The following is a 456-nucleotide window of genomic DNA, read 5'->3' as shown; positions in this document are numbered from 1 at the left end:
GCAATGCTATTTGCAATTGATAAATCATCATCACAAACCAATATGTTCATATTTAATTCCCCCTAAATTGCCCATATTGTTAAAATTTCACTTAAAACTTATGCAATCAGTATATCATAATTTGTTTAAAAATCAAAGATTTTATTTACTTTTGTAGAATTATGTAAAAAATAGGCGAGCTTATGTAACTTTTCGGGATACTAAAGAGATTGGTAATGTTGTATAATTATTATGAAGATGAAATGTGATATATGTACAAGAAGAGAATAAATTGGTTTTTTATATTGATAAAACTAGTTTTGAAAAGAAGTATGCAAAAATATTCGCAAATTGCAATAGCAAGTTGTAACAGTTTTTAAAAATTAGAAATTACAAATTACCAGAAATAATATCAGTGACAAATATGGACGGTGCTTAGGTTGGCAAAAATTGTTTTTAAACATGGAAAGACATCAA

The sequence above is a fragment of the Ruminococcoides sp. genome (assembly GCF_057037865.1).
Note: the sequence above shows the minus strand (reverse complement) of the source record.